At 40.4% G+C, this 24,584-nt stretch carries 27 protein-coding genes and 3 riboswitches; of the genes, 8 read left to right on the top strand and 19 right to left on the bottom strand.

What is annotated here, in order from left to right:
• Positions 1-29: 29 nt before the first annotated feature.
• Both motA and motB read left to right on the top strand, forming a co-directional pair.
• Positions 30-824, top strand: coding sequence for a flagellar motor stator protein MotA (gene motA / locus ACP69X_RS07640; RefSeq protein ID WP_041085024.1), 795 nt, complete (start codon positions 30-32; stop codon positions 822-824).
• Positions 817-1,587: a flagellar motor protein MotB gene (motB, locus tag ACP69X_RS07645; RefSeq protein ID WP_041085025.1), complete on the top strand. Its 771-nt coding sequence runs from the start codon at positions 817-819 to the stop codon at positions 1,585-1,587. Before motA ends, motB begins: the two co-directional genes overlap by 8 nt.
• Positions 1,588-1,615: 28 nt before the next feature.
• Here the strand turns inward: motB and ACP69X_RS07650 are convergent, their stop codons facing one another.
• The gene (locus ACP69X_RS07650; RefSeq protein ID WP_034281539.1) at positions 1,616-2,071 is read right to left on the bottom strand and encodes a MarR family winged helix-turn-helix transcriptional regulator; all 456 of its coding nucleotides are present in this window, start codon (positions 2,069-2,071) and stop codon (positions 1,616-1,618) included.
• A gap of 204 nt (positions 2,072-2,275) precedes the next feature.
• Here ACP69X_RS07650 and gerPC point away from each other — a divergent pair, with 204 nt between their 5' ends.
• Positions 2,276-3,781, top strand: coding sequence for a spore germination protein GerPC (gerPC, locus tag ACP69X_RS07655; protein ID WP_218676918.1), 1,506 nt, complete (start codon positions 2,276-2,278; stop codon positions 3,779-3,781).
• 46 nt (positions 3,782-3,827) lie between these two features.
• Here the strand turns inward: gerPC and ACP69X_RS07660 are convergent, their stop codons facing one another.
• From ACP69X_RS07660 to ACP69X_RS07685, 6 genes are all read right to left on the bottom strand, one after another.
• Positions 3,828-4,070: an aspartyl-phosphate phosphatase Spo0E family protein gene (locus ACP69X_RS07660; RefSeq protein ID WP_041085027.1), complete on the bottom strand. Its 243-nt coding sequence runs from the start codon at positions 4,068-4,070 to the stop codon at positions 3,828-3,830.
• A 300-nt stretch (positions 4,071-4,370) separates the two neighbouring features.
• Positions 4,371-4,901, bottom strand: a complete 531-nt coding sequence (locus ACP69X_RS07665; RefSeq protein WP_024426834.1) for a 1,2-dihydroxy-3-keto-5-methylthiopentene dioxygenase — start codon at positions 4,899-4,901, stop codon at positions 4,371-4,373.
• Between the two features lie 16 nt (positions 4,902-4,917).
• Positions 4,918-5,556 carry a methylthioribulose 1-phosphate dehydratase gene (locus ACP69X_RS07670; protein WP_041085029.1) on the bottom strand — a complete coding sequence of 213 codons (639 nt, stop codon included), beginning with the start codon at positions 5,554-5,556 and terminating at the stop codon, positions 4,918-4,920.
• The gene (locus ACP69X_RS07675; protein ID WP_426052562.1) at positions 5,520-6,215 is read right to left on the bottom strand and encodes a 2-hydroxy-3-keto-5-methylthiopentenyl-1-phosphate phosphatase; all 696 of its coding nucleotides are present in this window, start codon (positions 6,213-6,215) and stop codon (positions 5,520-5,522) included. The genes ACP69X_RS07670 and ACP69X_RS07675 overlap by 37 nt, the downstream gene beginning before the upstream one ends.
• Entirely contained in the window at positions 6,216-7,436 is a 1,221-nt protein-coding gene (gene mtnW, locus ACP69X_RS07680; RefSeq protein WP_426052563.1) for a 2,3-diketo-5-methylthiopentyl-1-phosphate enolase, read from the bottom strand.
• 102 nt (positions 7,437-7,538) lie between these two features.
• A riboswitch (SAM riboswitch) is annotated at positions 7,539-7,640 on the bottom strand.
• 44 nt (positions 7,641-7,684) lie between these two features.
• Entirely contained in the window at positions 7,685-8,875 is a 1,191-nt protein-coding gene (locus ACP69X_RS07685; RefSeq protein ID WP_426052564.1) for a pyridoxal phosphate-dependent aminotransferase, read from the bottom strand.
• Positions 8,876-9,039: 164 nt separating this feature from the next.
• A riboswitch (SAM riboswitch) is annotated at positions 9,040-9,197 on the top strand.
• An 80-nt stretch (positions 9,198-9,277) separates the two neighbouring features.
• On the opposite strand from ACP69X_RS07685, the gene mtnK reads away from it, so the two are divergent.
• Positions 9,278-10,471 carry an S-methyl-5-thioribose kinase gene (gene mtnK, locus ACP69X_RS07690; RefSeq protein ID WP_039178063.1) on the top strand — a complete coding sequence of 398 codons (1,194 nt, stop codon included), beginning with the start codon at positions 9,278-9,280 and terminating at the stop codon, positions 10,469-10,471.
• Between the two features lie 6 nt (positions 10,472-10,477).
• Entirely contained in the window at positions 10,478-11,539 is a 1,062-nt protein-coding gene (gene mtnA / locus ACP69X_RS07695; protein WP_073979408.1) for an S-methyl-5-thioribose-1-phosphate isomerase, read from the top strand.
• Positions 11,540-11,564: 25 nt separating this feature from the next.
• On the opposite strand, the gene ACP69X_RS07700 is transcribed toward mtnA, so the two are convergent.
• From ACP69X_RS07700 to ACP69X_RS07710, 3 genes are all read right to left on the bottom strand, one after another.
• Positions 11,565-11,702 carry a hypothetical protein gene (locus ACP69X_RS07700; RefSeq protein ID WP_162860203.1) on the bottom strand — a complete coding sequence of 46 codons (138 nt, stop codon included), beginning with the start codon at positions 11,700-11,702 and terminating at the stop codon, positions 11,565-11,567.
• Between the two features lie 89 nt (positions 11,703-11,791).
• Positions 11,792-12,283, bottom strand: coding sequence for a methylated-DNA--[protein]-cysteine S-methyltransferase (locus ACP69X_RS07705; RefSeq protein WP_041085034.1), 492 nt, complete (start codon positions 12,281-12,283; stop codon positions 11,792-11,794).
• 1 nt (position 12,284) lies between these two features.
• The gene (locus ACP69X_RS07710; protein WP_041085035.1) at positions 12,285-14,495 is read right to left on the bottom strand and encodes a PAS domain-containing sensor histidine kinase; all 2,211 of its coding nucleotides are present in this window, start codon (positions 14,493-14,495) and stop codon (positions 12,285-12,287) included.
• Between the two features lie 293 nt (positions 14,496-14,788).
• Between ACP69X_RS07710 and ACP69X_RS07715 the strand changes: the two genes are divergently transcribed.
• On the top strand, positions 14,789-15,808 hold the full coding sequence (locus ACP69X_RS07715) for an acyltransferase family protein (protein WP_041085036.1): 1,020 nt from the start codon (positions 14,789-14,791) through the stop codon (positions 15,806-15,808).
• A 209-nt stretch (positions 15,809-16,017) separates the two neighbouring features.
• Here ACP69X_RS07715 and ACP69X_RS07720 read toward each other — a convergent pair whose 3' ends face one another.
• From ACP69X_RS07720 to htpX, 5 genes are all read right to left on the bottom strand, one after another.
• Positions 16,018-16,191, bottom strand: a complete 174-nt coding sequence (locus ACP69X_RS07720) for a hypothetical protein (protein WP_175297136.1) — start codon at positions 16,189-16,191, stop codon at positions 16,018-16,020.
• On the bottom strand, positions 16,184-16,348 hold the full coding sequence (locus ACP69X_RS07725) for a hypothetical protein (RefSeq protein WP_087975542.1): 165 nt from the start codon (positions 16,346-16,348) through the stop codon (positions 16,184-16,186). Before ACP69X_RS07725 ends, ACP69X_RS07720 begins: the two co-directional genes overlap by 8 nt.
• 6 nt (positions 16,349-16,354) lie before the next feature.
• Positions 16,355-16,873 (bottom strand): DUF421 domain-containing protein, encoded by a 519-nt coding sequence (locus ACP69X_RS07730; RefSeq protein ID WP_041085037.1) that lies wholly within the window; start codon positions 16,871-16,873, stop codon positions 16,355-16,357.
• Between the two features lie 104 nt (positions 16,874-16,977).
• Positions 16,978-18,324, bottom strand: coding sequence for a TrkH family potassium uptake protein (locus tag ACP69X_RS07735; protein WP_041085038.1), 1,347 nt, complete (start codon positions 18,322-18,324; stop codon positions 16,978-16,980).
• Between the two features lie 147 nt (positions 18,325-18,471).
• Positions 18,472-19,371, bottom strand: coding sequence for a protease HtpX (gene htpX / locus ACP69X_RS07740; RefSeq protein WP_024424664.1), 900 nt, complete (start codon positions 19,369-19,371; stop codon positions 18,472-18,474).
• Between the two features lie 278 nt (positions 19,372-19,649).
• Here htpX and ACP69X_RS07745 point away from each other — a divergent pair, with 278 nt between their 5' ends.
• Both ACP69X_RS07745 and ACP69X_RS07750 read left to right on the top strand, forming a co-directional pair.
• Positions 19,650-20,363 (top strand): DUF1836 domain-containing protein, encoded by a 714-nt coding sequence (locus ACP69X_RS07745; protein ID WP_041085039.1) that lies wholly within the window; start codon positions 19,650-19,652, stop codon positions 20,361-20,363.
• A 124-nt stretch (positions 20,364-20,487) separates the two neighbouring features.
• The gene (locus ACP69X_RS07750; protein WP_034281522.1) at positions 20,488-20,685 is read left to right on the top strand and encodes an alpha/beta-type small acid-soluble spore protein; all 198 of its coding nucleotides are present in this window, start codon (positions 20,488-20,490) and stop codon (positions 20,683-20,685) included.
• A gap of 36 nt (positions 20,686-20,721) precedes the next feature.
• Here ACP69X_RS07750 and ACP69X_RS07755 read toward each other — a convergent pair whose 3' ends face one another.
• From ACP69X_RS07755 to ACP69X_RS07770, 4 genes are all read right to left on the bottom strand, one after another.
• Entirely contained in the window at positions 20,722-21,900 is a 1,179-nt protein-coding gene (locus ACP69X_RS07755; RefSeq protein ID WP_073979405.1) for an anti-sigma factor domain-containing protein, read from the bottom strand.
• On the bottom strand, positions 21,897-22,652 hold the full coding sequence (gene sigI / locus ACP69X_RS07760; protein ID WP_003210952.1) for an RNA polymerase sigma factor SigI: 756 nt from the start codon (positions 22,650-22,652) through the stop codon (positions 21,897-21,899). The genes ACP69X_RS07755 and sigI overlap by 4 nt, the downstream gene beginning before the upstream one ends.
• Positions 22,653-22,867: 215 nt before the next feature.
• Positions 22,868-23,659 (bottom strand): TerC family protein, encoded by a 792-nt coding sequence (locus ACP69X_RS07765; protein ID WP_411264404.1) that lies wholly within the window; start codon positions 23,657-23,659, stop codon positions 22,868-22,870.
• 31 nt (positions 23,660-23,690) lie between these two features.
• Positions 23,691-23,861: riboswitch (yybP-ykoY riboswitch) on the bottom strand.
• A 77-nt stretch (positions 23,862-23,938) separates the two neighbouring features.
• Entirely contained in the window at positions 23,939-24,553 is a 615-nt protein-coding gene (locus ACP69X_RS07770; protein ID WP_041085042.1) for a DedA family protein, read from the bottom strand.
• Positions 24,554-24,584: the final 31 nt, after the last annotated feature.

The raw sequence follows: 24,584 nt of genomic DNA on the forward strand, positions 1-24,584 counted from the left end.
AAAAGATAGTTAAAGGATTTGGTGAGATAATGGACAAAACATCGTTAATTGGTATTATTTTAGCATTTATTGCACTAGGTGTCGGTATGGTTTTGAAAGGTGTGAGTCTAACCGCTCTTATCAACCCGGCGGCTATATTAATCATCATTGTTGGGACGGTTGCAGCTGTTGTCATCGCATTCCCTTCTAGTGAAATTAAGAAAACACCAAAATTGTTCGGCAAAATTTTCAAAGACAGCCAGCTTCCAACGATTCAAGAAATGATCCCTCTATTTTCAAACTGGGCACAAATTGCGCGTCGTGAAGGTCTTTTGGCATTAGAAGCAAGTCTTGAGGAAGTCGATGATGATTTTCTAAAGAACGGGTTAAGCATGGCAGTTGACGGCCAAAGTGCTGAATTTATTCGAGACGTCTTAACAGAAGAAGTCGACGCCATGTCTGAACGACATCAGTCAGGCGCATTAATCTTTACACAAGCAGGTACATACGCCCCGACGCTAGGGGTACTTGGCGCCGTTGTCGGACTTATTGCCGCACTTGCCAACATGGGAGATATTGAAGCACTTGGACATGCAATCAGTGCTGCCTTCGTCGCCACACTGCTTGGGATTTTCACCGGGTATGTATTATGGCATCCATTTGCCAACAAGCTGAAGCGTAAATCAAAGGAAGAAGTAAAACTTCGTCTGATTATGATCGAAGGCATTCTTTCTGTTCTTGAAGGTCAATCTCCAAAAGTCATTGAACAAAAACTTCTTATGTACTTACCAGCAAAAGAACGTGCAAATCTTGTCATTGAAGAAGGAGAAAATCAAAATGGCTAGGAAACGTAAAAAACATGATCATGAAGACCATGTAGATGAATCTTGGCTTATCCCTTATGCCGATCTTCTGACGCTTCTTCTCGCCCTCTTCATTGTGCTTTTTGCATCTAGTTCGATTGATGCGGCAAAATATGAACAGATGGCTAAGTCTTTTAATGTTGTTTTTACTGGCGGTACTGGTGTCATGGATCAATCCAGCATGCAAAGCACGGAAGAAACTGAACACAGCAACCAAGTCAAGAAAGCAGCCGAGGAAGAGAAAGATGAAGAAGCCAAAGCAAAGGCTAGAGACCAAGCGGTTCTCACAAAGGTCAAACAGCAGGTCGATTCATTCATTGCAAATAAAAAACTTGGTTCCAAGCTCGAAACAAAGCTTACGGATGAAGGACTTCTCATTACGATTGAGGACAGTATCTTCTTTGATTCTGGGCGGGCAGTTATTCGCTCTCAGGATGTCCCGTTAGCAAAAGAAATCTCAAAGCTGCTCGTCATTAATCCCGCTCGTGACATTGTCATTAGCGGACATACAGATAATGTACCGATCAGAAATTCAGAATTTGAATCAAACTGGTATTTAAGCGCCATTCGTGCTGTGAACTTTTTAAATATTCTTCTTGAAAACAGCAATCTAGACCAAGAGAACTTTAGTACAAAAGGATATGGCGAATTCAAACCGATTGCCTCAAACGATACAGCAGAAGGCAGAAGTAAAAACCGACGTGTAGAAGTACTCATTTTACCGATTGAGAAAAAAGCGAAATAAAAAAGGAAGCCAGCGGCTTCCTTTTTATTTATTCTTGATGATCATATAAATGCTTTGCACGCAGCCCCACATGTTTGAGCATATCGATGCAGGCATCTTTCTCTTCTTCGCTCAAGACACTGATCATCTCATGAATTTCTTTCGCATGATCTGGGAAGATGTCATCAAGCAAAGCTCGTCCCTGCTTAGTAATATGCGCAAATGTCACCCTGCGGTCTTCTGCACAAGCCTTCCGGCTAAGGAGTTCTTTCTTCTCCAATTTATCGACCACATACGTGATACTGCCGCTTGCAAGTAAAATCTTATCACCGATTTGCTGAAGCGGCTGATCACCTTTATGATACAGCAATTCTAGTACAGCAAATTCAGTCGGATTCAGCCCGTGCTTCACAATATGTTTGTTCATGTGATGATTAATTGAGCGATAGGCACGTGATAATACGATAAATAATTTCAATGATTTTTCAACATTATGATTTTCCATTTTTTATCATCCTTTATGAAATGCAACCCACTAATGTGACATTAATAAACAATAAGTAAAATGTCAACATTTTGATCCATCTTTAGCACGAAAATGAGACCAGAACGAATCACCTAATTTTTTAAAAATCACACAAGTCATCGTAATAAAGATAGGTTCAATGCTATAATAAGTCTATTAGGTAATACGTTGGAGCGATGAATGATGAGTATACTCAAAGGGTTTTGGAAGAAGATCAGGCTTTACCTTATTTTGGTCATGATTCCAACCCTAATCATTAGTTATTTTATCTACGAAAAAGAAACTGAAAAAATTGATTTAAAGAACAAACAAACCGCTACACTTATGTTAAATATTCACAAAAATCAAATGAATTATTTAATAAGTGAAACAGAAGCGAGATTAACTTCCCTTGCTATGGGATTTGACCAGCCGCTTGATACGAAAAAAGTACAAATCATCCTAGAGAAAATCTATAAACAAGAACCTCGTTTTTCAGGTCTGTATCTCCTAGACAAAAAAGGAAATGTAACAGCAAGCACCACCCCGTTAAAGGAAAAAATCAACCTATCATTCAGAGATTACTTTAAACGCATTCAAGTGACCAAGCAGACCGTGATCACAGACAACTATGTGAGCCGAATTACAAAACAGCGGATTCTTTCCATTTGTGTGCCTGTTCTCGATGAAAACGAAGAAGTCACCAATGTGCTGATTGCCGCCATTCAAATTGATTATTTAAGAAATATTATGAATGTATTGAACCCTGATCTTCATTTTAAGATGCTGAATCAAAATGGACATGTCGTGTTTACAAGTGGTCCACAGCCAGTACCCGAGGGCGGCAGCACGGTGTCTACATATTTAGATGAAAACAGCTGGAAGCTGGAGGTCTTTCCGCAGCGTGCTTCAACAAGTGAAGTGCTGTCTGTGATGCTCATCCCTTTATCCAGTGCGTTTATTTTATTAAATATTTTATTCACACTAGTCCAATATATCGTGTTAAGGCGGCAAACTCAGCAGGAGCGTCATCAAAACGAAGCGCAAAAGCTTGAATTGATCGGAACACTCGCAGCAAGTACAGCACACGAAATTCGTAACCCATTAACAGGGATTAGCGGCTTTATCCAGCTATTGCAAAAGAAGTATCATTCAGAAGAAGATCAGCTCTATTTTTCTGTCATTGAGGAAGAAATTAAACGGATCAACCAAATCGTCAGTGAATTTCTTGTATTAGGAAAACCAACAGCAGAAAAATGGCAGAATAACTCTGTAAAAGAAATTGTAAGTGAGATCATGCCGATCGTTTTCTCAGAAGCAAACCTTTATAATGTCGAAGTAGATTTACAAATCAATACGATTCAAGATGTTGGCGTGTATTGCACGAAGGATCATATTAAACAAGTCGTTTTAAATGTAGCAAAGAACTCTTTAGAAGCGATGCCAAACGGCGGTCATTTGAAGATTGTGATCGAAGCTGAAAAAGAACATGTCATCATTAAAGTAGCGGATACAGGTGAAGGCATACCAGAAGAGATGTTAAAGCACATCTTCCTTCCCTTTATTACGTCGAAGGAAAAAGGCACAGGTCTTGGACTTGTCGTGTGTAAACGAATCATTTCGATGTATGGCGGAACAATTGATATTCATAGCGAAGTGAATAAAGGAACGACTGTTATGATCATGCTTCCTTCTGCTCACTCAGCATAGCTGAAGATGTCAGCCGGTTTTGCTTATGCAAGACCGGTTTTTCATGTCAAAAAGAGGGGCGGTTCACAGATAAAAGACTCATTTGAGACACAAGATCATGAAAGGAGGGGGCAGATTGTTTCTCATGAAAAAGAAGATGCTGATACTCATTCATCAGGTTGTCCAGTTCTTGACTATATTTAATTGTCATCTCACCAGTGTACCCTTCCACTTGAGCAGCTTCTACCATTTGTTTTCTCTTCTCATCAATGGACATCAGCAATTGTTCTTTCCTTACATAAATATTCATGATCTCAGCTCCCGCAATGAATTCGACTGTCTATGCTCAAAATGATCCGACACCAAAATTATACTTTATTTGTAAATTAAATTAAATATGCTTATTTTATTTAATTTTTTACAGCCTAAAGACCTTTTACCCAATCAAATTTGGGGGTAAACTTCAAATTTGGACAGGACTGTCACATTGATTAAACAGAATTTTATCCTATACAGAAGATCAAAATCAACTATTTTCTTTCTCATTTTATGTCTAATCTCCTAAAAAAAAGCTGATCTTCCGCCTCATGCGGAATGATCAGCTCTATCATTAAACCGTTTCTTCTTCGTAAATTGGCACCCAGCCCTCAGTTGTGACAAATATGCGAACTGCGACCACTTTGCGATCTTCTTGAAGTGTAAAGTAATGACGGATGTTTGGCGGAACAGAAATTAAATCACCTGGGTTCAATCTCACATCAAAAAAGACGCCATCCTTGCCTTGAATAGCAAAGATTCCGTGCCCGCTCACAATAAAGCGCACTTCATCATCTGTATGGTGATGCTCACGTTTAAAGTTTTGGAGCAGCTCATCAAGATTTGGCGTAGCATCAGATAATGAAATCACATCCTGTGCTTTGTATCCTCTTTTTTCAGAAATACTTTGGATTTCCTTTTGGAAAACAGTCAAAATCTCTTCCTTTTCCTCATCGGTTAAATCATACTTTTCTGATAAACGGTTTGGCAGCTTTTCAATATCCCAATGCTCATAAATAACCCCTTGGTTTTCTAAATATGATGCAACCTCTTGCTCGTTCTCAAGTAATGTGTTCTCTTCATTGTGAATCAAAATCGTCGCCATGTCCTTTTCCTCCTTTTTATCTTACAAGCTGCTGTTGATACAGCGCTAATTTTAAGTGATAGCTAAATAAAAATTCATATGCTTCTAATACTCGTTTTGCTTCAAAGGCTGTGTTTCCCCAGACCGTGATGCCATGATTGCGAATGAGTACAGCACCAGATGACGTCTCTAATGTCAGGTGTTTTGCAAATTGCTCTGCAAGATGCGGAATATGAGCTGGATTTTCAATAATCGGAATCGACACTTCTGCATCCTCTTCCCAATAACCAAGCGCTTTGATGATTTCGTTGCCTTTAAAACGAATCTCTCCCTTATCCCCATACAGCTCTGACATCACATTATTATCGATTGTATGGACATGCAGACAGCAGCCTGCTTTCGTCCGCTCATACACGTACGTGTGAAGCAGTGTTTCAGCTGATGGCCTAAGCGTCTCGTTCGGATCATCGGGCTGGCCTGCCGCATTTACTAGCACAAAATCTTCATTTGTTTCTTTTCGTTTATCTTTGCCGCTTGCCGTCACCAAAAACGTGATTGGATCATCCGACACCTTGATCGATAAATTTCCGCTTGTTCCGAAAAACCAGTCTCTTTGTGCCAGTTCACGTTTAACGTCTGCTAGCTCCTGCCAGCGTTTGCTTTTTGCGTCTGCCATTCCTTCACTTCCTTTATTTGAACAAATTGCGTGTGTAAATCAACAAATGTGTCATACTCCTTATGTACGAGCCCAAGCTCTTTACATTCATTGAGCAAGTAATCTCGCGCAAACGTGAGATCCGCATGTTTCGCTGCCTCTACATCGGTCACTGAATCTCCGATCATGATGATGAAGTCATTTTCATGAGTCAGCTCTCGAATGATCGAGGGCTTGCAGCATCCGCAGCCATTTTGACATTGTGAATCACAGGCATGCGGCCATTCAATCTGAATATGGTCTTCCCCAAATGACGCATGGTTGCAAAAAATATCGTCTCGATCAACAAGACCTTCGAGAATGGGGTAGACAAAAAAGTCCATACCGCCGCTAAGTACATAGAAAGGAATGTCTGCTTTTTTTACCTCATCCACAAATTGTTTGAATCCTTCTCGAATCTCCGTATCCTCTAAAATAAATGACTGAATGGCTTCCTTCTGATCACTCGTCAGTAATTGAAACATCTGCCCGACGCCTTCTTGAATGGTGTTCTCCTTTGACAGGACCCCATCCTTCAGCTTCACCCATTCACTTGGTGCAAACTGTTTCATGATACGGATGATATTATCATTTTTCGTAATTGTTCCATCAAAATCACAACATACAATTGGTTTTTTCATTTATTCTGCTACCCTTCCCCAAAGATCAAGTGCCGCTTTTAAGTCTTGGCAGGAAGCCGCCTTATCTTGGATGGACTCTTCCTGTATCACGGCATCAATGATCGAACGAAATGCCTTCCCTCCGCCGATGGCTCCCCGCGGATGTCCGTGAATGCCTCCGCCTGCGTTAATCACATGATCAACTCCAAAATCTTTGATTAATACTGGAACCATTCCAGGATGAATGCCTGCTGACGGGACAGGGAATGTTTTTTGAACCGTATCCTCTTTTACGCAAGCTTCATAGATTCCAAGGGCATCCTTTTTCGGAAGTGCAACCGATCCATAAGGTGAGGGAAAAAGGCTCAAATCAGCGCCAGCATATCGATTTAATTTGCCTAAAAGAAGAGAATGCGAGAATCCATATTCAGGAGAGGATGTCAATGCACCGCTCACTGCGGGATGCGCCATAATAGGCAGTGGAATATCTGGATCCTCAGCTAAGCTTTGCATGACATCAAGGCCGTAAGCAAAGACATTGAATAAGAGTGCATCTGCTCCAAGTTCAGCGGCCTTTCTCGCTCTATCCCTCAGGTCAAAGGTTCTGCCCGTTAAATTGACAGCATACAGCGTGCGGTGTCCTGTCTCTTCATAGGTTTCTTTTAAAATCGCTTTTCCTTCTTTGATTCGCTCTTCAAAAGGAGCTAATGGACTTTCAAATAAAATTTCATCGTCTTTGATGAGGTCAACCCCTCCTAATGCCTGTAAACGGAGCTGCTCTTTTAAATCTGCCATATCACGGCCAATGACGCCTTTAAAAATACTCATCAATAATGGACGATCAAATACATTTACCTTTTTACGTATGCCATCAATTCCAAATACCGGTCCTGGCAGGCTTTTTTTAAATTCTTCAGAAAATTGGATATCGACTAGCTTCACTTTTCCGTCTAGTGAAAGTTTTCCAAAAATCGTCGTGAAAACAGCTGGTAAATCTGCTGAAAAGTTTGCATCAGGATAAGCAATGGTCACCTCTGATTGATAAAGACCATTTTCGACTGGAGCAGCCTTTTCTAATACTTTTTCAACTCGGCCTTTATGCTTTTGAAGCTGCTCCTTTTTGAGCTGCGGCAAATCCGTCCATGATCCAACTGTTAAACCAAGCGCGATCTGCTCCGCTTTTCGATTTATTTGTTCATCCTCTCGATGTGTTAATACGTATGTTGCCAGTAATTCACTCACTAGGAATCCCCTTTCGATTGCGTCATGCATATGTTCAATAAAAAAACCTCTTCAAGTGCTTCTTGAGCGCCTTAAAGAGGTTGTTTCGTGTCATTCATCCGAATCTTATCTCTCAGCGCTTGCTGCAAGAATTAGCACCGTGCTTCATGGAAGTCGGTTGCCGGGCTTCATTGGGCTAGTCCCTCTGCCTACTCTTGATAAGAATATTCAATTTTCTTAAATATTGCCTGAATTATCGCACCATTTTTTTATGTTGTCAATGGCTTTTTTTCAAACAGCTTTAAGGCAGCGATGCGCTGAGCAGCTTCTTGTAACCGCTCCTCGCTTGTTAGAAGCCCTACTCTCACGTACCCTTCACCGTGAGCACCAAAGCCATTACCTGGCGCTACAACAACATGCGCTTTTTCTAATAATAAATCAGAGAAGGCTTCAGATGTATATCCTTCTGGCACCTTTAACCAAGCAAAAAATGATCCCTTTGGTGCACTGACTTCCCAGCCAATTTCTTTGCAGGCAGCTATCCACACATTCCGCCTTTTCTCATATCGGTCATTTTGCACCCGTACGCACGTTTGATCGCTTAATAGGGCCTCCGCTGCTGCATCCTGCGTGGCTTTAAACAACGAGACAAACAAATGATCCTGATAAAGCTCAATCGCTTCAATAACAGACGGATTCCCTGCTGCAAATCCTACTCTCCACCCTGCCATATTGTACGTTTTAGACAATGTGTAAATTTCTATTCCCGTCTCTTTCGCTCCATCTATTTGCAGAAAGCTGATCGGCTTTTCCCCATCAAATCCAATGCCGCCATATGCAAAATCATGAACAACACATAGCTTGTGATCTTTCGCAAATGTAACGGTTTCTTCAAAAAATGAACGACTTGCCGTAGCCCCCGTCGGATTGTTGGGATAATTTAAATACATTAATTTTGCCTTTTTCTTATCATCCTCAGGCAGCAAATCGTAGTCAGGTAAAAAATCATTTTTTTCAAGAAGTGGCATGGTCACCATATGAGCTCCAGCAAGTACAGCACCTGACCAATAATCAGGATAACCTGGGTCAGGGACGAGAAGCGTATCACCCGGATTCAGCAGGCACTGCGGCAGCTCAACAAGCCCTGCTTTCCCGCCAAATAAAATCGCAATTTCCGTCTTTGGATCAAGCGTGACGCCATATTCTCTTTCATAAAAAGCGGCCGCAGCCTTTTTTAATTTCGCTGTTCCACGGAATGAGGAGTATTGATGATTTTCAGGTTTTAATACCGCTTCCTGCATGGCTTTTACAATGTGCGGAGGAGTTGGCTGATCAGGATTTCCCTGCCCCAAATTAATGATATCTGCCCCTTCCTGCACTTTTTTCTGCACCTTTTGGACAAGGGACGCAAAAAATTGTTTCGGTAATTGTTTCAACACCTCTGATTGCTGGAATTCCATTTCTTCACCTTCTATTCAAGTTACGTGACAATACAAACACTGTAATGGATTGTTTTATGAATTGTAAAGCAATTTTGAAAAAAGATTGACATGTAAAGCGCAGCTCTGATAATATCTTGAATTAAGAAATGCAAACAGACACGAAACAATTACATATTGATTTCTCTTATCGAGAGTTGGGCGAGGGATTTGGCCTTTTGACCCCAACAGCAACCGACCGTTAATACCACTGTGAAGTGGGGCGCAGCAAGTAACGCGCCAAGACAATTGTCTTATAGGGCACGGTGCTAATTCCATCAGACGTATGTGCTGAGAGATAAGAGAGGCTTTGAGCATACACACCATCAAGCCTCTTTCTCTCAGGAGAAAGAGGCTTTTTTATATGATTTGGAGGGGAAGCAATTGGTTACACTTACGGCATCATATGAAGAACTAACAGAAAGTTCGGCAGTTGCACTTGCAATTAGACTTGGCTTAATCCAAGAAAGCAGTCATTTGACTTGTACTGAAATCGGCGACGGGAATTTAAATTACGTCTTTCATATTTATGATCACAAACAAGAAAAAGGATTGATCATCAAGCAGGCGCTGCCTTATGCAAAGGTGGTTGGTGAGAGCTGGCCTCTTACATTAGACCGGGCAAGAATTGAAAGTGCTGCCCTGATCAAACAGTCAGAATATGCGCCACATCTCGTACCAGCGGTCTATTACTCGGATACAGCTCTTGCAGTGACAGCCATGGAGGATCTCTCACACTTAGAAATCGTCAGAAAAGGGCTAATTGCCGGAAAACAATATCCGCATTTATCTGATCATGTCGGAGAATTTTTAGGAAAAACACTCTTTTACACATCTGACTTTGCCACAAATCCTAAAATCAAAAAACAATTTGTGAAGCAATTTACGAATCCTGACCTGTGTGATATCACAGAAAAACTCGTCTTCACAGACCCTTTCTTTGATAGTGAAACAAATGACTTCGAAGAAGAATTAAGAGAATCAGCAGAAGCGCTTTGGGCAGACCTTGAAGTGCAAGCCAAAGCAGCAGAGTTGAAGCGTATCTTCCTGACATCAGCTGAAACATTGGTTCATGGAGATCTTCATACAGGCAGTATTTTTGCAAATGAGACTGAAACGAAAATCATTGATCCAGAATTCGCGTTTTACGGTCCCTTCGGATTCGATATCGGCCACTTTATCGCCAATTTGTTCTTGAATGCTTTATCTCGCGAGAATGAACACGAACAGCAGCACCTTTTTGACCATGTCGTCAATGTATGGGCAACATTCAAAGAAGTGTTCACAAAAGCTTGGAAAGAGGACAGCATTGAAGCGTTTAGTGTATCGGACAGTTTTTTAGAAACAACGTTTGACCGGATTTTAAAAGAAGCGACAGGCTTTGCCGGCTGTGAGCTTGTCCGCCGAACAATCGGTCTTGCTCATGCCGCTGATCTTGATGCGATTCCATCACCAACTAGACGGATTCAGCAGAAAAAAGCAGCACTGACACTTGGAAAAACATTTATCAAACAATATCATGCAGTGGAAACAGCGTCTGACCTCGTCGCATTATTCCAGCCATCTGTAAAGGAGTGACGGGTTTTGTCAAAAGAATTTGAAGTCCCCCGTTCTGTCGAATGGGAAGAAAACCGTATTAACATTTTAAATCAGCAAAAATTACCGGCCGAAACCGTCTTTGAGCATTTATATACGAAAGAGGATGTGTATGATGCAATTGTGACATTAAAAGTACGCGGAGCGCCTGCGATTGGCATTACAGCAGCATTTGGATTGGCGCTTAGTGCGCAAGCCATTGAGACAGAAGAAATCGATGCTTTTAAACAAGAAGTCATTCGGATAAAAGAATATTTAAATAGTGCTCGTCCAACCGCTGTGAACCTCGCCTGGGCATTAGACCGGCTGCTACAGCGCATTCAGCGTGCAGCATCAGTGAATGCAGCCAAAACAGACCTTGTCCATGAAGCCATTCAAATTCAAATTGAAGATGAAGAAACATGCAGACAAATCGGTCAAAATGCACTTCAGCTCTTTAAATCAGGTGACCGTATCATGACCATTTGTAATGCAGGCTCCATCGCAACGAGCCGGTACGGAACAGCTCTTGCTCCCTTTTATTTAGCCAAAAAGAAAAATCTTGATCTTCACATTTATGCATGTGAAACACGCCCTGTTCTTCAAGGCGCTCGTCTGACAACATGGGAGCTCATGCAAGGCGGCGTGGATGTGACGCTCATTACAGATAACATGGCCGCCCATACGATGAAAGAAAAGCAAATTTCTGCTGTCATTGTTGGAGCTGATCGTATCGCCCGGAATGGAGATACAGCGAATAAGATTGGAACGTTAGGTCTTGCCGTTCTAGCCAAGCATTTTCACATTCCATTTTTTGTAGCAGCACCGCTATCCACTTTTGATGTATCCACCCGCGACGGGTCAGATATCCCAATTGAAGAGCGCGACCCGCTGGAAGTAAAGGAATTAAATGGTGTCCCCATTGCACCGCCCGATGTTCAAGTATTCAATCCCGCCTTTGATGTCACTCCTCATCATCTTATTTCAGGCATCATTACAGAAAAGGGAATTATCACATCGAACTATGCAGAAGAGATTGATGCTCTTTTCGCCGAAAGCATCTCTCAATGAATCGCAAAAAGGCGCCGTGTTCTTGTCATTTAAGAGCACCGCGCTTTTTTGTTTCTTGATTCGTTTTTGTTAAGATTTCTTTTTTTTGTTCTTCCGTCAAAACGTTCATTTTGACACATAGTGACGTAACGGCATACATTTTACCTTTTTTGCCCCAAAACATCCCAGCGCCCTCCTTTTTCCCTCAACCAACTTTTTTAGCTTAATAAAAGGATATGTCGCTTGACAAACATTTGGAACAGGTCAATCGATTTATTTTTGAACAAATGGGATGCCTTCTAATTCAAGGAGGATCGCTTTCATGTCTGTCTTCGATCCTGCATAGCCCGTCAGAGAGCGGTCTTTTCCAATCACTCTGTGACAAGGGATAAAAATTGGTAGTGCATTTCGTCTGTTAGCTTGTCCGATCGCCCTTACAGCCTTGGGATTGCCAATCGCTTTTGCAATGTCTGCATAGCTTTTTGATTCACCATATGGAATGTCCGACAATGCTTCCCACACCTGCTCTTGGAACGGAGAACCTGTTTGCTTGAGCGGGAGATCGAATACTTGACGCTCACCCTTAAAATATTCATCCAGCTGCTTTTTCGCTTCTTGTAAGACAGAGGTATCTACTTGCTTTAGATTTACTGCCTGCTTTTTTGCTAAAAACGGCTCATCATCAAACATCACCTCGATGATGGCACCGTCCTTTTCTAGTATGTATAGTGCCCCGATGGGTGCGTGATAGACGGTATAATACACGTTACTGCTCTCCTTCTTGTTTCTGCTGCCTAAGTGGCAGTGTGAGATGGAAGACGGTTCCTACGCCTTCCTCACTTTCTACCTCAATGGTTCCTTGATGCTCTTCAATAATTTTATAACTAACCATTAAACCAAGTCCAGTTCCTCTTTCTTTCGTGGTATAAAAAGGCTCACCTAGACGCTTTAGCTTATCCTCTGCCATTCCGCAGCCTTCATCACGCAATGAAATGACAATATGCTCCTCGCCCTTCCGCTGAATACTCACATAGACATTTCCTTTACGCGGCATGACTTCAATTGCATTTTTTAAAATGTTAATAAAGACCTGCTTTAATTGGTTTTGTTCACAATAAATGAGCGGAATCTCGTCCAGCACATTGAGATGCATTTGAACATTACCAAGATTCGCCTGTGCGTGCAGAAGATCCATCGTGTCCTTCACAATTTGCACCACATTTTTTTCTTCATATACAATAGCTTGCGGTTTCGCTAAAATCAAAAATTCGGTGATGATGGATTCAATTCTTTTCAGCTCTGATGTGATGACATTAAAATAGAGCGAATACTCCCCTTCTATATTTCCTTTTAACAGCTGAATGAAGCCTTTTAATGCTGTCATCGGGTTTCTAATTTCATGAGCAATTCCAGCGGCAAGCTCTCCGACCACATGAAGGGTATCTGATTTTCTCACCCGCTCTTCTAATTCCTTCCGCTCTGTCACATCTCTAAAGATGGCCAAATTCATATTATGGATAATGTTGCGTTTAAAAGAGAATTCCAGTATACGCTGGTCTGGATGGTTCAACACAAATGGAACCTCATTGTCCATTTCATCTAATGACATCGCCTCGGCAGGCTGAGCCAAATTTTCAATTTGATAAGGGGCAAGGATGTGGAAAAGATTCATTTCTGTTAAATGATCGTCCTTCAATTGAAGCAGCTCGCTTGCAGATGGATTGACTTCAATGATTCGGTATTGATTATCAAAAAGAACAATGCCGTCCATTGACCCATTAAATACTTTACGGAATTTGAGCTCACTTTCGCGCAGCTCCTGCTCCATTCTTTTTCGATCACTTACATTACGTAAAATGGTTAAGTGCTGTCCTTCTAATACCGCATGCTTTGAAGTAAACTCAAGCTCTTTATATTGCCCATTTGCCATTTTAAACAATAACTCTTCCCTTATTTCATGATTCCGGATATAACGTCTTCTTGTTGGTCTATATCTCTTATCAGATTTGACGAGAAAATCGGTGAGTTTTTTGCCAATCAGCGAGTGCATCGGTAATTCAAAAATTCGGCAGGCTGATTCATTGGCTCTCACAATCTCTCCATCATCCGCCCATATGATGATGGCATCCATTGCATTTTCGAATATTTCTCTAAAGCGTTCTTCACTTTTTAACAGCTTCTCTTCCATCAGCCTTTTTTCTGTAATATCCCGCATGATGGACATATAAAAACCACTCATCACATTTGATGTAATGGTGAGTTCAAATAATTTTTGCTGGCCAGATTGAAGAGTAACAGGAAGCTCTCCCTTTGCTTTCCCTGTTTCTTTAAGTGACGTTAAAAGGTGCTGCAAGGCGGGAAGATTTCCTTCTTCGACAAATTCATGTAAATATCGATCGGTTAAATCAGTCTTTTGCAGTTCAAAGCTCTGACAAAAAGAATGATTCGCATCAATCATGCAGCCATCCTGATCAAAAATGACCATCCCGTCAATGGCCCGGTCAAACAAATCTTTGAACAGCTGCTCATTCATGGAACGTTCTCGCTCTAATATTTTCTTTGAAGAAATGTCTCGCATGACCACTATATATTGCTGATTCATGGTGTCATGCTCTGCGACAAATTCAATGTATTTTGTTTCGCCATTTTCTAGCTGAATGGAGATTTCTCTTTTTAACGTACCTTTTCGAAAAAATAGATCGAGTGAGCATTCAATTTTATCTTTCGGGATGCCGTATAGGAAATCTAGAACGGATTTATTGAGGAGGTCTTCTTTCGGTGTCTGTACAAGCCTGCATGTTGCTTCGTTGGCTTGGATGATGTTGAGGTGCTGATCAAATATAAAAATGGCATCTAGCGTCTTATTTAACAGCATTTTTTGCTGCATCAACTCAGTTCGCAAATATTCGTTCTCTTTTTCTAATTTTCTGATATCTCCCGCAGGGATTAACCTATTGCCATCGAGCGTTTCAGTCATTCTCTTACACTCCTTTTCCAGCCTCATTCCTCTACAATATTTCTACAATATTTTCATTGTTCCTTCATTCGACTCATAAAAAAAGATAACTTTTCACACGAAGACTGTCTCATTTATTTCATTTGGATGACAGGATTGTATAACGATTCACTTTTCTTACGCTTCTTTTACAACCATTCTACAATTTCACATCAAATAGCGAATTAAGCAAAAATGTATTTTAGAATGGGGCAAATAAGGGAACAGTGCACTTAGAACATTTATGTTTGAAATCGAGCAGGAAAGGTGATGTTATGGCATCTTCACGAGACAGTTATTTTGATAATGCGAAATTCCTTCTGATTTTTCTAGTTGTTTTTGGTCATTTGTTACGATCATTCATTCATGATAATGATTGGATGCTCTATTTATACAAATTTATTTATACCTTTCACATGCCCGCCTTTATTTTAGTTTCTGGCTTTTTTGCAAAAGGGTTTAGAAAACCGGGCTTTATGAAAAAAGTCGCCGTTAAGCTGATCATCCCATATTTAATCTTTCAGGTGATCTATTCGGTTTACTATTACCTATTACAGGAACAAAGCATGGCCAATTTAAATCCAATTGATCCGCAATGGTCCTTATGGTTTTTAATTAGTTTATTCTTTTGGAACTTGCTGCTCATTCCTTTTTCAAAACTGCCGTTCCACTGGGCGATGATCGTCAGTTTATCGATTGCATTACTTGTCGGTTATGTGGACAGCATCAGCAATACACTCAGCTTATCACGTACGTTTGTCTTTTTGCCTATGTTTTTAGCTGGATTTTATTTGAAAAAGCAGCATTTTGAATTCATCCGTACAAGCAAAGGAAAAATGGCAGCACTTTTTGTATTAATGGCTGTCTTCCTGTTTTGCTACTTCTATGAATTTGATTATTCCTTCTTATTTGGTTCAAAGTCGTATGCTTCTCTAGGAGATGAAGGAATGATTGCGGCGATGAAACGAATGGCATGGTACTTGCTTGCATTTGGCGCTACATTCAGCTTCTTTGCATTAGTTCCAACACGCCGTTTCTTCTTTACAAAATGGGGAACAAGAACGTTATATGTTTATTTATTACATGGCTTTGTGATCAAGCTGCTAAGAACCACTTGGTTTGATGACTGGGCACTAAATGCAGCAAGTGTACTCATTTTATTGCTGCTGACCATTCTGTTAACCTTTACACTGTCTAGCACTTTTGTTAAAACCGTTGCACAGCCAGTGATTGAACTCAAAATGAACAACTTCATGCGAACGATCACCGGCAGGCAAGGGAGTTATATCAAATAGATCGTTTCAAATTGTTGACAAAGGGCTAAAATAATCTTTATTTTAGCCCTTTGTCTTCCTTTCAGCGTGATAGAAAATCTTTGCAGTCTAGGAAGGGCGAGTACCGGAGCAGAGCGAATTTGACATTCGTGAGCACCGGAGCGCAGACCTGACAACGAATGCGAGGGTTTGTCTACACGCTGAAAACGATCCTTATTGGATCGTTTTTTCTATTTCTTATTCTGCTTACATGCAGCATCTTTCTTTGGCTTCATCAACGTATCAATCCATTTGCTGCTGTTGATATCTCCAAGCTCACTGCCAAATTCCTCTTCTAAAATATCTGGGTCCATTGGCTTTTTATGGTCCTTCATCTCTTTGCTCTTCATATGCTTCTTAGTCACGAGATGCTCCCCCTTGTTTCCCTTTATGAGAATTTCGATTTGCCTGACGATCTCTTGATTGTTCGTCAAATTGGGTTTGTCCTTGATCATGTGCCATGCTTTCAGTCGGCGTCATATTATTTGTTAATGCTTCATTTTTCGCTGCTTTTCTTTTCATGTGAATTCAGTCCTTTTTTGACAGGTTTAGTTCTTCTCTTAATTGGTCAAGGAATTCCTTCATCTGCTTGACCGTCACTGGCTTTTCCTCAGGTTTTAACTCATAGCCAATTTGTCCATTGGCTTCTAGCGTGGCTATTTTGAGACTGCTGATGTCAGTGATGCCTTGCTGCTTTAAACGCATTTTAAATTCGTCCCTTGTGAGCCTTGTTTTCTTCAGCTTATGATCAAGCATTTGGCCATCCTGTAAAATCACGACCGATTTCCCTGAAACCAATTTTTCAAAGAAATCAGATTGAATTGACAGCTTTTCCATAATAACAAGTGCCACAATAAAGATAGCGGCTGCAGAAATGGTTTCAAGTAAATTATGCTCAATAAAGGGTTGGATAATAATCGATCCGATTGAAATCATAATCACTGTTTGTTGTACAGTTAATTGACTAATGGATTTAGGCCCTGCTATTCTCAGCAGCAAGGTACCAACTAGCAGCATGACAATTGCTTTCCATAACACATCCAGCACGTCTCGTTCACCTCTTACCTATAGATTGCGAACATCCCATGTGATTTAGCCAGTTAGATAATGGAAATAAAAATAAAAAAAACAGCATTCAAATTGAATGCTGTTTAGCCAATGATGACGCGCTCTTTCGGATAATGATAATTTGCTTCGCTTTCCCTTCGGCCGATTAAATATAAAAAGCTTGGAATACCGATCCGTCCAATAAACATGACAACCATGATGATACATTTACCAAACACAGTGAGATCTGAGGTGATCCCAAGCGACAGTCCCGTTGTTCCGAAAGCAGAGCAAACTTCAAATAAATTTTCAAGAAGTGTATTATGCTGTGTTAAGGATAACAGGAACGTAGCGCCAAAAACCAAAATAAAAGCCATCATTGTCACCATAAGGGATTTATTAATATCCGCTTGATGAAGCTCCCTCTTGAAGATTTTTATGGACTTATTTCCCCTAGCATAATGAAACAATGCGAGTAAATTAAGGGCAAACGTAGTTGTCCGAATTCCGCCCCCCACAGAGCTTGGGGAAGCCCCGATAAACATGAGCATACATAAAAATAAAAGCGTCGGTTCGGTCAGCTGCGTAATGTCTAACGTTGTCAGCCCCCCGCTTCTTGTTGCAGTCGATTGAAACAAAGAATAAAACAAAATTTCATGCCAGCTTTTCCCTACAAAGCTAAAACCGGCTTCAAGTGCATAGATTCCAATCGCTCCAACAACGACAAGGCCGCCGAACGTGAGCGTTGTGATTTTTGTAAACAATGAGAACGATGCGTGCTTACGGTCCTGATTGAACAAATAATCCTTCACTTCCACGAGCACAGGAAAACCAATCGCACCAAAGATGATCAACAGCATCGTAATAAACTGGACGAAATAATCATCTTTGTAAGGGATAAGAGAGCTTCCTGTAATATCGAAGCCCCCATTGGTTGTCGCACTAATACTCGAGAAGAAGCCATGTAAGAAAGCTCCTTGCACATCGTAATATTTGAGAAAATACATGCTTAAAATCAGCCCGCCGACAAACTCAATCAGCAAAATTAAATATAAAACCTGCTTCATTAGTTTCACTATTCCTGATAAATTGCTTTGGTTTTGATCTGCCATGATGAGCTTTCTTTCTTTAATTCCAATTCTTTTTCGCATGACAAGCCATACGAAGGTACCGAGCGTCATAATGCCGATGCCTCCAATTTGCAGAACAAACGCAAGGATCCACATCCCTGTCACACTAAATGTTTGTGAGGTGTCGACAACAGTCAGTCCCGTGACACTTACAGCACTCACCGCTGTGAATAAGGCATCAATGAATGTCCATTTGACTCCCTCTTGATGAGCCACTGGAAGGCTGAGAAGAATAAGCGACACGGTTACAGCAAGAAAATAATAAAGGGCAATCAACTGAAACGCTGACAGCCGGTCAATTAGCTTTTTTATAGGATTCATTGTCATTCCTTCTTTTATCTATCTTTTCGAATACCTTTATCATTTTAATGAAAAGAGACATGATTTTAAAGCTATTTTATGCTTTATTTTCTTTTTCATCAAAAAGAAAAAGACATCCAGTAATAAAAGAATGTCTTTTCCTCTTTCTTATTTTGCTTCTAGTCTTCTGATTCTTTCGTTTAAATCAGGGTGTGTTGAGAAAAGAGAAGCTTTTCGTTTACCGCTGATTTTTAGCGTAGCGACTGCTGTTTGATCATCATCTTTGATTCTTGACGTGTACGCCTCAAGTGAACGAAGCGCATGAATCATTTTATCTTTACCCGCAAGGTCGGCTCCGCCGCGGTCTGCATGGAATTCACGGTGTCTAGAATATGCAAACACGACAAGGCTTCCTAGGATAGAGAAAATGATTTGGAAAACAATCACAGCGATAAAGTGAACAATCGGTACAAGCTCTTCACGTGAAACAAAACGGCTTGCGATCCATGCCGCAATTCTTGAAAGGAAGACAACGAATGTGTTGACGATTCCTTGAAGCAGCGTCATCGTGACCATGTCACCATTCGCAACGTGAGCAACTTCGTGGGCGATGACACCTTCAACTGCTGCATCATCCATTTCATGAAGCAATCCAGTTGATACTGCAACAAGTGATCTTCTCTTAGAAGGACCTGTTGCAAATGCATTTACTTCAGATGATTGATAAATACCAACTTCAGGCATTTTAGAAAGACCTGCAGCTCTTGATAGTCTGTGCACGCGGTCAACAAGCTGCTGCTCATCATATGTTAATGAATCCTTTTCTGGATTTAACACACGTACACCCATCATCATTTTTGCCATCCAGCGAGACATCGCAAGTGACATAAACGAGCCAACAAAACCAACTACTGCACTGAATACAAGAAGATAAAGGATATTAAGTCTTCCGTCTGCTCCTATATAAGAACCAACACCAGTTGCTGCACTAATAACCGACAGTACAATACCAATCGTAGTGATAACAAGAATGTTCGTTAATATAAACAGAAATATTCTCTTACCCATACATAACCTCCGCTGTCATATTAAGTTCAAATGAACTTATTAATAAAATTATAAAAATAAACGTCTCAAATTGCAAGGAAAAAGGAATCACTTCCTCTGTTTATCATAACGACTAAAACCCCGTCACATCAATATTTAAGACATTTGCCCCAGCAGAAAAGTGAACAAATTGTGACGTGCCGGCCTGCTTTTTAGTTTATTTTGCATTTTCATCAAAAAGAGACTATGATGTTGAATTAGATCAATAATCAAGTTTTGACGTACAAATGAGGTGGAACATGGTTACTTTTAAATTAACGAGAATTGACATGACAAGACTTCTGTATTCTCTAAAAGGAGAGGGAGATCTGACTCCGCTTCAGCTTTTGAAACTATCTGTAAAAAATGGCAAGGATCACTATGATGAATTAAAGATCCCGTCTTTTTTTGAGAAGCTTGAACGGCGGAAGCAAAAATCAGAGCATGGTCTTTCTACAAATGAAATTGTTGAGCTTGGCAACTTGTGTGAGCTGACTTCTCTTAAATCGACGGCGATTCAAAATTGGATCAAACGAGATATTAAAGATATGATTGGCCATCCAGAGCTTGGCAAAAAATACTCTATTGATCAGGTCGTTATTTTATTAATTGTCAGGGATTTAAAATCAGTTTTTGACTTCGATACCATTCGTATGATCTTATCTGCCTTATTTAACACCATCACAGATCGAACAGATGATATTATTAGTCCAATCCGTTTTTATGAAGCATATGCGCACGTCCTTGATTTTATTTATCACCATACACAATTCCCATTAAAGGAAACAAATTTGCGAGAAATAACCGAGGAGCAGACAGACAAGCTCCATGACGAATTTACAGAATTGGCGAAGAGTCAATGGCATTTGATTAAAGGGATTATCAGTTCTACCGTCTTCTCTGTCTTTACTTCACATTTGCAAAGTACAGCTCAAGAAATGATGTATAATACGCTGCAACTGAATAAGGGATAAAAAAGAACCGAGGTGACCTTCATCATCTCGGTTTTTTTGTACAGCAATTGCCAGCATAAATGCACGGCTTTTTTTTCAAAATAAGAAGGCGCAACAAACATGAGGTGAAAGGAGGAGAATGGACATGGCAAATCGAAATCAACTTCTTGTTCCTGGAGTAGAACAAGCTTTAGATCAATTTAAATACGAGATCGCTCAAGAATTTGGCGTCACTCTCGGTTCAGATACAGTCTCACGTGCTAACGGTTCTGTTGGCGGTGAAATCACAAAAAGACTCGTTCAACAGGCTCAATCACAAATGGGCAATCAATCTAAATCATGACATGGTGAAATACGCCGGAGCTATTCTGGCGTTTTTTTATTGTTCATATGTGTGCTTATACCTGTTCTCACGATAAGGAAACGGTGCACCTTTCCCTTTTTGCTTCGCATGTTCTCTTTTTTGTTCAGCGGAAGGATTGTTCTGATCCCTGCCGTTTTTTTTTGCGTGTTTTTCCGCATCACCACGTCTTGGGCCGTTCCAGTGTTTTCTTTCATCAGGATCAGTTGAGTGATTTTTTTTTTGCTCTTTATCGAAAGAAGGAACCTTTTCTTCCTTTATTTTGTTGTCTTTGCTTTCATCCTCAGGTTTTTGAGGCTTTTGAACAGACCCTTGCTCTTCCCTCTCTGCTTCCTTCTGCTCTTTGTCCTCAGCTTCTGGAGCCTCTTGATCTGGCTGCATCTCTTTGCTATCGTCTGTTTTTACGTCTTCTTGTTTGTCTTTATCTACTTGTTCTTCATCATGTTTCTTAGGATCTTCTTCCTTCACAGCATCGTTCTCTGCTGCGTCTTCATCCTTTTTGATATCTTCATGTTCTTTGTCTTGCATTTCTTGATTTCTAATATAGGTTCCTGTTGAAATGCCTGCCTTTTGAGCTTTTTCTCTTGTTTCCAGGTCACTTTCGACAGTTTCCAGCTTATAATTGCGTTTTTGATATTCACCAGAAATGGTGTTAATTTTGCTTTTTACGTTTGTTTTATATGTATTGTCCTGCTTGTTTTCATAAACGGTTGAAATATAAATACTTTTAGAGTCGTTCACATATCCTTTTTTGTCACAGTCATCTATAATTTCCTGCACGACCTTGGTCATGTCGTTTTTTTCTAAATCCTTCATACTCGCCAGTACTTGCTTCGCATCTTTATTCAGCGGTGTGACACCGATCACTTGATAATCGTGATCAAGCTTCAGCTCAAAGCTTGGGTTAATGTCAATTGTCATATACGCATATGCTTTTTGACTTGAGAAAGATGGCATCATAGTAAAAATCACGACAATAATCGCTGCTATTGATAGGATTCCTGCATTTAACGGACGTAAACGAAGCAGGTCAAAAAAACCGGCTCTTTTTCTTTCGAGACGTGATTCATTTGGAAATGTCACTTCTTGGCCGATTTCATAGTTTTGCTCTTCATATTTTGTCCGCAGAAATTGTCCATCAGGGGTCAGCAGCGTGACATATTTTTTGTTTTTCTCTACTATAATGCCTCTTCTCATGAATTAAGCACCCCTTTAAGGTAATCTTTCAAATACACATAATCACCTGTCATAATGATCGCCATTGCAATGATATATTTTCTATTTCTCTCAATCGTTTTGCGGCTGACTTCCACTAGCTTTTCCAGCTGTTTGACCGGCAATTGTTTTTTCTGAAATAAAATCGTTCTCAGCTCATCGTGTTCAACGAGTGTATGGGCTACTTTAATGGCATTTTGCCTGGCATCTGCATGCTTTGGTGAATGCTCAAGTAGCTCTTGAAACGTGAGACCGTATACTTTCAGTCGTTCTTTAAAATGTTCAATCTCTTCTCTTCTATGTTCTTGTTCAATTAAACGCCTATATTCATTTGCAGAGAGCTCTGCTTCAATCATGCTTTGAGAGTATTCGCCATTCTCACTTTCTTGCAGGTCCATTTGAACCGTTGGTGCATTTCTTGCTTCTTTTCGAATATAGTCAATCACTTTTCTTTTAATAATTAATTCTGCGAACGCAAGCAGTGAGTTTCCTTTTTCGGCAGAGTATTTTTCTATCGCTTCATTAAAGGCTATTAAGCCTATGCTGAATTCATCATCTTTTTCATCTATATATCGTTTACAAACGGATGAAACCGTCTTAGCGACAAATGGTTTGTATTGCTCTATTAATGCATTTTGCAGTTCGATATCACCTTGTTGAATACTGATAGCCGACTGCTCTAATGTTTGCTTTTTCTTTCCTTTTTTAAACAAAAGGCTAAGCAATGGTTTCACCTCAGTTCTCCCTATATTACTCATTTATGATAGCTAATTTATGAGGGAAGCGCAAAGGAAGAAATGAGGAATTCATTTCCTGTTACTCAATTATGACATGTATGTCATCATCTACTTTACAATGTTTCGTCTAAAAGCAAAGAAATAAGGGGGTATCTCCCCCTTATTTGTAATATACGTGTTATGAAAATGAAATGATATTTCTTTCAAAAAACCTACTCTCCCAGGCGTGCCTCTTGTTTCTCCTCCTTTTCCTGCCCGCCTTTTCTTGATGGACTTGATAAAAACCAGCCAAATGCTGCAATTGCGAGAAGCACTGTCCAGAAAATCACTTTCCATAATGCTGAATGGATAAAATGAGACGATACGACCCCAATGGCTGGATGTGACAGTGTATAAAGCGTGAGCTTCACACCAACCCATCCGACAATGACAAATGCTGCTGTTTCTAGGCTCGGTCTTGTTTTGAGCAGTTTCACAAAGACCGTTGCTGCAAATCGCATAATGACAAGACCAATTATACCGCCTAAAAGAATGACAATAAATTGACCGCCATCGAGTCCACCGATTTGCGGAAGACTTGTTTTCGGCAGTGTCACAGCTAAAGCGACGGCCGCTAAAATGGAATCAACAGCAAAAGCAATGTCGGCAAGCTCTACTTTCACGACTGTTGCCCAGAAACCGCTTTGTTTCATATTTGTTTCAGTTTCCTTTTTCTTAAATACGTGCGATTTTAAAATATGGTGAATGGAAATATAAAGAAGATAAATTGCGCCAATGGCTTGAACTTGCCACACATCCACTAAAAACGAAATAAGAAACAGAGAACCAAATCGCATAACAAACGCACCTGCAAGTCCGTAAAACAGTGCCTTTTTTCTTTGTTTTTCAGGAAGGTGTTTGACCATAACGGCCATGACCAGCGCGTTATCAGCTGCTAAAATCCCTTCTAATCCAATCAGTACGAGCAGAACCCACCCGTACTCTAAAATAATGGTTGCATCCATCATCATTCCTCCTTGTTTTTATCTATTGTCCCACAACAGACAAAGGCTTATGAATGCAAAAAAGACCTTTGCCTGTAATGGCAAAGGTCTTGCTAGACATGTGATATGTAGAATCATGCCAACAAAGCCGATGAACATTAGTCCATGTAATGACGACTTTGTTTCCGATAAAAACCGGACGCTACTCCCCTTTGGCGGGATTTAGAATATTTAGATTACTTCTATCATAATCAATAGACACTGGATTGTCAACAGGTGACTTTCGCTTCGATCCATTGATTAGGCAGTTGGCGTTTCTGTTTTTCTTTTTCTTCGTTTTAGAAATAAGTAGAGAACAAACAATAACACAACACCGATGCCAATTGGTAAAAGATATGGATCTAAGATGGCGCCAACCTCTTTCCAGTTCTCTCCGAGCACAAACCCAAGATACACATACACAAACGTAATTGGTGTAATTGCCAAAAACGTATACAGGCAAAAGACCCACACATTCATCTTGGCAATACCGCACGGGATGGAGATAAGCGTTCTGACTCCTGGTATGAACCGGCCGCTGAATGCGACGAATCCGCCATGCTTTTCAAAGAAAGCATCAGATTTATCAAGCGACTCAGGTTTTATAAAAATATACTTTCCATATTTATTTAAAAAGGGTCTGCCGCCGTAACGTCCTAACCAGTACAAGGTCAAAGGACCAGCCACGCCGCCAATGGAGCCGGCCGCCACAACACCTATAAAGGCCATGTCCCCTTTTGAGATCCAGTAACCCGCAAGAGGCAAAACCACTTCAGCAGGTACAAATTCAATGCATAATGCGAGGAAGATGCCAAAGTATGACAAGTTCTTAAAGGCATCAGCTAAAGAAATAATAAAATCTTCGATGTTTATCAATCCCTTTCACACATAATCATTTGACTGATTC

Origin of the sequence: Bacillus sp. DC4300-2b2, from assembly GCF_049895685.1 — a bacterium.
GTDB lineage: Bacteria > Bacillota > Bacilli > Bacillales > Bacillaceae > Bacillus > Bacillus safensis.